The 10,621-nt window shown below is 64.6% G+C and carries 9 protein-coding genes; all 9 read left to right on the top strand.

What is annotated here, in order from left to right; genetic code table 11:
- The 9 genes from F8K16_RS02630 (at nucleotide 1) to F8K16_RS02590 (ending at nucleotide 10,519) form a co-directional block, all read left to right on the top strand.
- Complete coding sequence (locus F8K16_RS02630) at nucleotides 1-1,452, top strand: TrkH family potassium uptake protein (protein WP_294946554.1); 1,452 nt, start codon at nucleotides 1-3, stop codon at nucleotides 1,450-1,452.
- 4 nt (nucleotides 1,453-1,456) lie between these two features.
- Nucleotides 1,457-2,029, top strand: coding sequence for a bifunctional 2-polyprenyl-6-hydroxyphenol methylase/3-demethylubiquinol 3-O-methyltransferase UbiG (locus tag F8K16_RS02625; RefSeq protein WP_294946551.1), 573 nt, complete (start codon nucleotides 1,457-1,459; stop codon nucleotides 2,027-2,029).
- Between the two features lie 192 nt (nucleotides 2,030-2,221).
- Complete coding sequence (locus F8K16_RS02620) at nucleotides 2,222-2,488, top strand: hypothetical protein (RefSeq protein WP_294946548.1); 267 nt, start codon at nucleotides 2,222-2,224, stop codon at nucleotides 2,486-2,488.
- 241 nt (nucleotides 2,489-2,729) lie between these two features.
- A complete protein-coding gene (locus F8K16_RS02615; protein ID WP_294946546.1) occupies nucleotides 2,730-3,404 on the top strand; it encodes a response regulator transcription factor in 675 nt (224 codons plus the stop codon).
- Nucleotides 3,394-4,731 carry a sensor histidine kinase gene (locus F8K16_RS02610; protein ID WP_294946543.1) on the top strand — a complete coding sequence of 446 codons (1,338 nt, stop codon included), beginning with the start codon at nucleotides 3,394-3,396 and terminating at the stop codon, nucleotides 4,729-4,731. The genes F8K16_RS02615 and F8K16_RS02610 overlap by 11 nt, the downstream gene beginning before the upstream one ends.
- Before the next feature lie 62 nt (nucleotides 4,732-4,793).
- On the top strand, nucleotides 4,794-6,002 hold the full coding sequence (locus tag F8K16_RS02605; RefSeq protein WP_294946541.1) for a TolC family protein: 1,209 nt from the start codon (nucleotides 4,794-4,796) through the stop codon (nucleotides 6,000-6,002).
- Between the two features lie 2 nt (nucleotides 6,003-6,004).
- Entirely contained in the window at nucleotides 6,005-7,132 is a 1,128-nt protein-coding gene (locus F8K16_RS02600) for an efflux RND transporter periplasmic adaptor subunit (RefSeq protein ID WP_294946539.1), read from the top strand.
- A complete protein-coding gene (locus tag F8K16_RS02595) occupies nucleotides 7,125-10,211 on the top strand; it encodes a CusA/CzcA family heavy metal efflux RND transporter (RefSeq protein ID WP_294946595.1) in 3,087 nt (1,028 codons plus the stop codon). The genes F8K16_RS02600 and F8K16_RS02595 overlap by 8 nt, the downstream gene beginning before the upstream one ends.
- Complete coding sequence (locus F8K16_RS02590) at nucleotides 10,208-10,519, top strand: DUF3240 family protein (protein WP_294946535.1); 312 nt, start codon at nucleotides 10,208-10,210, stop codon at nucleotides 10,517-10,519. Before F8K16_RS02595 ends, F8K16_RS02590 begins: the two co-directional genes overlap by 4 nt.
- Nucleotides 10,520-10,621: the final 102 nt, after the last annotated feature.

Below are 10,621 nucleotides of genomic sequence, written 5' to 3'. Positions count from 1 at the left end.
ATGCACCTGAAGATGATCCTCAAAATCATCGGCATCCTGATCACCGTCTACAGTCTCAGTCTGGTGCCACCGATCGTGGTGGCGCTCATCTACGGCGACGGGGCGCTGTTCTCCTTTTCCGCCACCCTGCTGCTGACGCTTACGGTGGGCGGGCTGCTGTGGTACCTCACCCGCCATGCCCGCGCCGATCTCAAGATCAAGGACGGCTTTCTGGTGGTCATCACCTTCTGGACGGTTCTGGGACTGGTGGGTGCGATTCCGCTGCACTTCGCCCGGGGCGTGGAGCTGAGCATCACCGACGCCATCTTCGAATCCTTCTCCGGCCTAACCACCACCGGCGCCACTGTCATGACCGGGCTGGATGACCTGCCCCACGCCATTCTGTGGTACCGCCAACAGCTGCAGTGGCTCGGCGGCATGGGCATCATCGTGCTGGCGGTGGCCATCCTGCCCATGCTGGGCATCGGCGGCATGCAGCTCTACCGCGCCGAAACCCCCGGCCCCATGAAGGACAGCAAGCTGGCCCCGCGCATCAGCGAGACGGCACGCACCCTGTGGCTCATCTACGTAGCCCTCACCGTCCTGTGCGCACTGGCCTACTGGGCCGCCGGCATGAACACCTTCGACGCCATCGGACACGCCTTCTCCACCGTGGCCATCGGCGGCTTCTCCACCCATGACGCCAGCATCGGCCACTTCGACAGCGTGGCCATCGAGACCATCGCCATGGTGTTCATGTTCATCGCCGGGGTCAATTTCGCCCTGCACTTCACCGCCTGGCGGCATCTGAGCCTGCGCACCTACCTGCTGGATCCGGAGTTCCGCGCCTACGCCTTCGTGCTCAGCGCCGGCATTCTCATCAGCACCGGCTATCTGCTGCTGACCCACACCTACCCCGACTGGCAGACGGCGCTGCGCTACGCCAGCTTCCAGACCATCTCGCTGGCCACCACCACCGGCTTTGCCAGCACCGACTACCTCAGCTGGCCCGCCTTCGTGCCCGTCATGCTGGTGATGATGAGCTTCATCGGCGGTTCCGCCGGTTCCACCGGCGGCGGCATGAAGGTCATCCGCGTGCTGCTGCTCTACCGGCAGGGCCTGCGCGAGATCGTCCGCCTGCTCCACCCCAACGCGCTGATGCCGCTCAAACTCAACGGTCGCGTGGTGCCCGAAAGCGTCATCTCCGCCGTGTGGGGCTTCTTCTCCCTCTATGTGTTCATCTCCGGCGCGCTGGGGCTGGCGCTCATGGCGCTGGGATTGGACACCGTCACCGCCTTCTCCGCCGTGGCCGCTACGCTCAACAACCTCGGCCCCGGCCTCGGCGAAGTCGGCGCCAACTTCCAGCACCTGCCGGACGCGGCCAAATGGCTGCTCACCTTCGCCATGCTGCTGGGCCGCCTCGAACTGTTCACCCTGCTGGTCATCTTCACCCGCGCATTCTGGAAAGCCTGACACCATGCATACTCGCGACAAGTGGAACGAAAAATACCGCGACGCCGAACTGTCCACCCTGGCCGAGCCGGCCTGGGTGGTGCGCCAGCACACCCGCCTGCTGCCGCTAACCGGCACGGCACTGGATCTGGCCGCAGGCCTCGGCGGCAACGCCCGTTTTCTCGCCCGCTGCGGCCTGCAGGTGGACGCCTGGGACATCAGCGACCGGGCCGTCGAGCTGCTCAACCGCTATGCTCAGGCTTACAAACTGCCCATCACCGCCCGGCAGGTGGATCTGGAGCAGCGCCCTTGGCCCGAGGCGCAGTTTGACGTGGTGGCCATCAGCCGCTGGCTCGACCGCAGCGCCTTCGACGACATCCGGGCGCTGGTCAGGCCGGGCGGCCTGCTGTTGTGGCAGACCTTCCTCGCCCCGGTGCAGCCCAACGCCCCGAAAAATCCCGACTACTACCTCGAAAGCGGCGAGCTGACTGCCGTTTTCGCTGACTGGACGGTGGACGTGCACGGCGAAGGCTGGCTGCCAGACACAGACGGCGAAAAACGCCGCTACGCCTGGCTGGTGGCGCGAAAACCCGCCTGACGGCGCATTTCCCCGACACCGTTCCGCGCGGCTGACACACGATCCCGTAAAATCAGGGGAGACCCCGTTCCAGCGCACTGAAATGGCCATTTGCCCGCTTTTTGCGACCATTTCCCGGCGTCGAGGCGCGCGACGAAACACCGACCTTGCAAAAATGGGGGAGACCCCGTCTTCTGCAGCCGGAGGAACGCCATGAACCCTGCACGGACAACGCTTACTCTGAACAGCAGCGAGCTTGAACTGATCAACACACGCATCATGCCTCTGAAGACCCATCCCCTGCGAGGAGACAGACATGGCGTGCAACTGGACCGCGACACCATGGAAAGGCTGCTGGACGCCCTGTCCGACCTGCTGGCCACCGAGGGGCTGAATGAAGACGACACGCCCAACGCCTTCGGGCTGCAGCTGGAACGGCTGATCGACCTGATCGCCCGTCTCTACTACACAGACACCTGAAACCCCCATACAGCCGCCTTTTCAGGGCGATTCACCGCGCATTCCAGCGCGGCGAAACACCGACCTTGCAAAAACATTCCTGCGTCCCTGGACAACCATTTCTCCGCCTTTTCCTGCTATTTCTGCCTCAAGCCGGACGCTTGAAAAATCGACTCTGCAAAATCGGGGGAGACCCCATTGAGACGGGACTTCGACGCCCCTTTGCGGCACAATATTTCCATCTCCACTTGCCGGACATGCCATGCGCCTGCTGCTGATCGAAGACGAACCGGATATTGCCGCCCACCTCAGACAACGCTTTGAAGCGCAGGGGTACGAAGTCATCACCGCCACCGACGGGGATGACGGCCTGTGGCACTGGCGTGAACAGGATTTCGATCTGGTGCTGCTGGATCTGGGGCTGCCCGGCACCGACGGGCTGACACTGCTGCGCACCCGCCGTGCCGAGAGCGACACCACCCCGGTGCTGATTCTCACCGCCCGCAACGCCTGGCAGGAGCGGGTCGAGGGATTGCAAGCAGGTGCCGACGACTATCTGGGCAAGCCGTTCCACTTCGAGGAACTGCGGGCCCGCGTCACCGCCCTGCTGCGCCGCCTGGGCCACAGTGACGACGGCCAGACGCTGCGGGCCGGTGACCTCACCCTGTATCTGGATCGGCGCGAAGTGGAGGTGGACGGCCACCTCCACACCCTCACGGCGGCGGAATTCGCCCTGCTGCGCGCGCTCATGCGCCGCCCCGGACAGGTGGTGGACAAACTCGCCCTGCTGGAGGCGATCACCGACGACCCGGACGCACGGGACACCAACATGGTGGAAGTCTATGTGCGCCGCCTGCGCAAACTGATCGGCCCTGAACGCATCCAGACTCTGCGCGGGCAGGGCTACCGCCTGACGGAGACGGACAATGGCCGCTGAACGCCGCAGTCTGCAACAACGGCTGCAGATCGGACTGCTGGCAGCACTCACCACCCTGCTGCTTCTGCTATGGGGGGCGACCACCTGGACGATTCATACACTGGTGGAACAGTATCTGGTCACCCGTCTGGAACACGACACCGAACAGCTGCTGCGTCATGTGCGCTTCCAGCAGGGGCGGCTCACGCTGCAGCAGAACGCCATCGAATCCATCTACCTGCGTCCGGGCAGCGGCCACTACTATGTGGTCGAAGCCGACGGGCAGCGACTCGCCTCGCCTTCGCTGAACGGCTATCACCTGTGGACGCCCCAGCCGCCACCGGACAACCCCTATGAAACCCTCGGCCCCGCACCGGACGGGGGCGAAGAGAAGGTGCTGGTGCTGCACACCCCCGCCCGAATCGACGGCCATTCCATCCACGTCTTCGTGGCGGAAAACCACATGCCCATTCAGCAGGCGCTGCACCGTTTCGACCTGCTGTTCTCCCTGCTGGCGCTCATCACACTCGCCGGCATGCTGCTGTGGGTGCGTCATGTGCTGCGCACCGGTTTCGCACCGCTGCAACAGGTACAGCGACGCATCGCACGGGCCCATCAGTCGCCGCATGTCCTCGACGAGCCGCCCCCTGACCTGCCCGCCGAAGTGGCCCCACTGGTGGACACCCTGCGGGAGACCCTCGGCCAGCTGCACCAGCAACTGGAACGCTTCCGCCACGCCAATGCCGACCTGGCCCACAGCCTGAAAACGCCCCTGCAGCTGCTCTTTCAGCAGCTGGAGGACCCGGCCCTGAACCATTGCCCGCAGGTGCGTGACGGGCTGCGCCAACAGGCGGAGCGGCTGCAGGCGATCAGCGAACGCACCCTGCGTCAGGCCCGGGTGGCCGGCGGCACCCTGGGTGAGGCGGCCTTCTCCCTGACCGACGACCTGCCTGGCCTCATCGACAGCCTGAAGCGCCTCCATCCAGACTGCGTTCTGCAATTGGACACAGGCCCGCTCACCACCCTGCCGCTGGAGCGGGGGGACGCCTTTGAACTGCTGGGCAATCTGCTGGACAACGCCTGCAAATGGGCGCGGCATACCGTCTGGCTCACCCTGCGGCATGATAAGGGCTCTCTCACCCTGACGGTGGAAGACGACGGCCCCGGCGTGCCGGATGAGCAGCTGCCTCAGCTGGGTCAGCGTGGTCGCCGGCTGGACGAGCGCCGTTCGGAAAACGGCATCGGGCTGGCCGTGGTCAGCGACATCGCCCGTCAGTATGGCGCCCGGCTCGACTTTTCCCGCAGCGCTCACGGCGGCCTCAGGGTCACGCTCACCTTTCCCGCCTGATTTTCAGCCTGCTTTCAGCTTGACCGCATAGACTGACCCACAACATCCTCAAGGAGTGGGCCATGAAATTCAGACTGACCCTGATGCTGACCGCAGCGCTGCTGCCCGGCCTCAGCCTCGCCGACACGGTGACCGACTGGAGCCGAACCATCCTGCAGCACCAGCCGGAACGCACCCTGACCGAAGCCTATGATGCGCTGGCACAGAACGCCCGTACGGCCGGCGACACGCTGCTGGGCAACAGCACGCTGACGCTCAACCACGAGAACGGCCAGATCGCTGGCCGCGAAGGGGTGATGAACTTCGAAGCCGGCCTCACCCTGCCACTCAAGCGCCTCAATCAGGGTGAGGTCTATGGCAGGCTGGCCGACAGCTTCAGCCAGCTGAGCCAGACACAGCAGGCGTATCTGGCCTGGCAGTCCCGCGGCATTGCCCGCCGCCTGCTGGATGCGGTGGCGGAAAAGGCGCTGATCGCCCGCAATGCCCATCAACGGCTTAAACAGGCGCAACGCCTTTTTTCTCTGGTGGAAAGCCAGGTGAGCGCCGGAGCCGGCAGCAAACTGGATCTGGCACTGGCTCGCCAGCGCCTGAGTGAGGCACAGGCCCGCGCCGCCGCGGCGGAAGCAGGCCTCAATGCCGCCCGCGCCCTGCTCAAGGCATGGGGCATCACTCTGACCGAACAGCGGCTGACCGCGCTTCTCAATGAACAGCCCAGGGCCGCTGATCTCTCCAACCTGACTGCCATCATCGAACGCCACCCCCGCATCCGCCACCTCAGGGCGCAGCTGAAACTGTCCAGCGCTCAGGCGGACAAGGCGGCATGGGAAGCCCGCCCTAACTACGAACTCTATCTGGGCGCCAGACGGGAAAGCGCCGACAACACGCCGGACGACACACTGATCGTGGCGGAAATTTCGCTGCCCCTGGGCAAATCCTCCGATTTGCAGCTGAGCCGGGCTGGGGCGGCGCTGACCCGGCGGGAGAACGCCGCCCGCCTGGCGGTGGCGAAGCGGGACCTGAAACAGGCGCTCATTGCCGCCAAGGCCGAACTGGAGCAGGCCCGCACCGGTCTTGCGCCCGCCAGAGCACAGCTCGCCGCCGCCGACGAGGCGCTGAAACTGTCCGAACAGGCATGGCAGCAAGGCGAACTGTCCCTGCGCGATCTGCTGCTGGCCCAGCAGGCGCAGCTGGACGCCGCCCTCAACGCCGCGCTGGCCGAGCTGGCCGTCCACAAAGCCATCCGCAATCTGAATCAGCAGGCAGGAGAATGAACATGAAGCACTGGATGATCACTGGCGCACTGGCGCTGACCCTGAGCACGGCCCCCGCCCTCTGGGCCGAAGAAGGCCATCAGGCAGCAGCCGGACTGGAACTGAATGCCGAACAGGTCAAGGCGCTGGGGCTGCAGTTCGCCCCCTTTGAGCCGGTGGCGCGGGTTGAAGGCTACGCCTGGCCGGCACAGGTGGATATTCCATTGGCGCACCGGGATCTGGTCGCCGCCCCCGTCAGCGGCCGCATCGCCCGCATCCATGTGGTGCACGGGCCGGTGAAGCAAGGCCAACCCCTGTTCGAGCTGGACAGCGCCGAACTGGTGCAAATGCAACAGGCCTATCTGGACGCCCGCGCCCGCCTGACCCAGGCGGAGAAGAACTTTGCGCGCGCCCAGCGCCTTTACAAGGCCGGCAGCCTGTCCCAGAAGCAGTATCTGGCCGCGCGTACGGCGCTGGAAACCGCCCGCAACGACAAACTGGCCCGCTACGAGGCCCTGCTCAATGCCGGCCTGACCCTCGGCCAGATCAAGGCACTGGCCGGCGGCGGAAAACCGGTGCGCACCCTCACTCTGCACGCGCCCAAGGACGGCCTGCTGTTCGATCTGCAGGTGGAACGTAACCAGCGGGTGGACGCCAACGCACCACTGGCCCATGTGGGCGAAATCGAACCGGTGGTGGCAGATGTGGCTCTGCCGGTGAGTGAGGTGAAGAACATCCATCTGGGCCAGACGGTGACCGTCGACGGCCTGCCCATCCACGGGCAAGTGGCCTACATCGCCCGACAGGCGGACCCGGAAACCCAGCGGGTGAGCGTGCATGTGCGCTTTGACAATGCCAAGGGCCGCCTGTTGCCCGGCCAGTTCATCCGCGTTCACTTTGTGGAAGGCACCCCTGCGCCCGCCTGGCGCGTGCCAAACCGCGCGGTGGTGGATCTGGAAGGGACACCGGCGGTGTTCGTGCGCGAAGGCAAACACATCGAAGCCCGCCCCGTGGAGCTGATCGACCGGGATGGCCGCTGGGCCATTGTGGCGCTGGGCGAGCAGCCGGATGCGGACGCCCGTGTGGTCAGCTTCGGAGCCATTTTCCTCAAAGGCATGATGGAAGGCGGAGAGGGCGAAGGTGATGATTGAGCGACTGATCCGGTTCTTTCTGTCACAACGCCTGCTGGTGCTGATGATGGTGGCGGCCATCGTCGGCGGCGGCTGGCTGGCCATGACCAAAACCCCCATTGACGCCTTCCCCGATGTATCGCCCACACAGGTCAAACTGATCTTCAAGGCCCCGGGCATGACGCCACGGGAGGTGGAAGACCGCGTCATCGCCCCGCTGGAAATGGAACTGCTGGGCATTCCGGGGGAAACCCTGCTGCGCTCTCAGGCCAAATACGGCATCGCCGACATCACCCTGGAGTTTGAGGAGGGCGTGGACATCTACTGGGCACGCCAGCAGGTGAGCGAAAGGCTCAGCGGCGCGGAGCTGCCCAAGGGCGTCACCGGCGGCATGGCCCCCATCGCCACCCCGCTGGGAGACATGTTCATGTTCACCATCGAAGGCGACACGCTGACTGACATGGAAAAGCGTGATCTGCTGGACTGGGTGATCCGTCCCGCACTGCGGTCCGTGCCCGGGGTGGCGGACGTGAACGCACTGGGCGGCTACGCCCGCGCCTGGGCGGTGCGCCCCGACATGGCGAAAATGCGCGCCCACCGGGTCACCTTCGAACAGCTGCGGGAAGCGCTGGAGCGCAACAACCGCAATGACGGCGCCGGCCGCCTCACCGAGGGTGAAGAGGTGCTGCTGGTGCGCACATCCGGCAACTTCACCACCCGTGCGGATATTGAAAACACTGTCGTGCGCACGGGGAAAGATGGCACGCCCATTCTGGTGCGCGATGTGGCCGATGTGGTCGTCAGCCATCTGACCCGCTATGGCGGCGTCACCAAGGACGGCAAGGCGGAAGCCGTGCAGGGGCTGGTGATCGGCCTGAAAGGGGCCAACGCCCGCGAGGTGGTGGAAGGCGTCAAGGCCAAGCTCGAGCAGCTCAAGCCGGCACTGCCAAAGGGCATCCGCCTCAACGTGTTCTATGACCGCTCCGATCTGGTCAACAAGGCCACCTGGACAGTGAGCAAGGCGCTGATCGAGGCCATCGTGCTGGTCATCCTGATGCTGTTCGTCTTTCTCGGCAACCTGCGTGCGGCGGTGTCTGTGGCGGTCATTCTGCCGCTGGCCATTCTGCTCACCTTCGTGCTGATGCGCTGGTATGGCCTGTCGGCCAATCTCATGTCCCTGGGTGGGCTGGTGATCGCCATCGGCATGCTGGTGGATGCCGCCGTCGTGGTGGTGGAGAACATCGTCACCCACATGGAGAAAGACCGGGCCGGGCTGCCCAGGCTGCACCTGATCTGGCGCGCCGCCTCCGAGGTGGCAGTGCCGGTGATCTCCGGCATCGGCATCATCATGATCGTCTTCCTGCCGCTGCTGACCCTGCAGGGACTGGAGGGCAAGCTGTTCTCGCCGGTGGCCATCACCATCGTGTTCGCGCTGGGCGCGGCGGTGGTGCTATCGCTGACGGTGATCCCGGCGCTCTCCTCCCTGCTGCTGGGCAAGGTGAGCCATGAGGAGCCCTGGCTGATCCGCAAGCTGCTCGCGGCCTACACGCCGCTGCTGCAAAAGGCGCTGCGACGCCCGGCCCTTGTCCTCAGTCTGGCGCTGGCCGGACTGGTGGGCGCAGGCGTAATCTTCACCCAGGTGGGCAAGAGCTTCATGCCCCAGATGGATGAGGGCACCATCGTGCTGCAGATCGAGAAGGCCGCCTCCATCAGTCTGGACGCCTCCATGGCCCTGGACAAGCGCATTCAGGCCACCATCATGGCCCATGTGCCGGAAGTCAAAAGCATGATCGGCCGGGTGGGCGCTGATGAGATCGGCATGGACCCCATGGGCCTGAACGACACCGACACTTTCATGGTGCTCAAGCCCAAATCGGAATGGCGCATGAAAACCAAGGCCGAGCTGCAGGCGGAGATCAAGAAGGTGATGGACACCTACTTCCCCGGCGTCAACTACGCCTTCACCCAGCCGATCCAGATGCGGGTGGATGAGATGCTCACCGGCGTGCGCGGCGATCTGGCGGTCAAGGTGTTCGGCGACGATCCGGAGAAGCTCAATGAGGTGGCCAAACAGCTGGTGGAAGTACTCAAAACCATTCCGGGCGCGGCCAATGTCTACACGCCGGTCAATGAAGGCTCCCGTTATCTGAAGCTGGAAGTTGACCGTATGGCCGCCGGCCGGCTGGGGCTGGATGTGGAAATGATAGAGGATCTGCTGCGCGCCCAGCTGGAAGGCCTGCCGGTGGGTGTGATCTACAAGGACATCCGCCGCATCCCGCTGCTGATCAAGACCGGTGGCGACATCGCCCGGGCACGGCGTGACTTCCTCAATCTGGAAATCCCGCTGGACAATGGCGAGAGCGTGCTGCTCAGTCAAGTGGTCAGGGCGGTGCCGGTGGAAGGCCCCGTCTCCATCAAGCGGGAGATGAGCAAGCGCTATTCGGTGGTGATCGCCTATATCGAAGGCCGGGATCTGGTGGGCTTTGTGGAAGAGGCCAAGCAAAAAGCCTCACAACTGAAACTGCCCACCGGTTACTACTTCGAGTGGGGCGGCACCTTCGAGAACCAGCAGCGCGCGGCCAAACGCCTGAGCATCGTGGTGCCCATCGCCCTGGCGATGATCTTCATCATCCTGTTCGCCACCTTCAAATCGGTGGCCGAAAGCCTGATGATCATGCTCAATGTGCCGCTGGCGATGATCGGGGGCATTGTCGCCCTGTGGGTCACCGGCGAATACCTCTCCGTGCCGGCCTCGGTGGGCTTCATTGCCCTGCTGGGCATCGCCGTGCTCAACGGCGTGGTGATGGTCAGCTACTTCAACCAGCTGCGCGAACGGGGCCTGCCGCTGGACGAGGTGGTGGTGGAAGGGGCCAGACGCCGCCTGCGCCCGGTGCTGATGACCGCCTCCATCGCCATGCTGGGTCTGATCCCGCTGGCGCTGGCCACCGGTCCCGGCTCGGAAATCCAGCGACCGCTGGCCATCGTGGTCATCGGTGGACTGATCACCTCCACCGCCCTGACGCTCGTGATCCTGCCCATCGTCTATCGCATGGTGGAGCGTTTCAAACTGCGCAAGGCTGAACAAGGAGCCGCCGTATGAATGAACAGATGGTGCTGATGCAGCTGGTGGCGCCCGCCGGGCAGGCCAGCCTGCTGAGCGACTTCCTGCTGGCGGAACGGCACACACCGTTCTTCACCGCCGTGGAACTGGCCGGCTACGGCCAGCCCCACGAGCAGCTGACGCCGGACGAACAGGTGGCCGGCGCCCAGCGCAAGGTCAAGTTCGAACTGGAACTGCCGCAGGCGGATGTAGAAGCATTGCTGAAAAAGCTCAGCGATGCCCTGCCCGCCCTTACCCTCGCCTGGCGCGTGCTGCCGATACTCAACCAGGGCACGCTGGGTGATTGAGGCCAGCTACAGGACTCGTCTCCTCTCGTGACGGAAGGAGAAAATTGTCGACCTGACAAAAAGAGGGGAGACATCTCCCCTTTCGCTCGTAGCCTTGTAGAA

Source organism: Sulfurivirga sp., assembly GCF_015490265.1.
Lineage (GTDB): Bacteria > Pseudomonadota > Gammaproteobacteria > Thiomicrospirales > Thiomicrospiraceae > Sulfurivirga.
The sequence above is the reverse complement of the archived record's forward strand: the minus strand, read 5'-3'. Positions and strand labels throughout refer to the sequence as shown.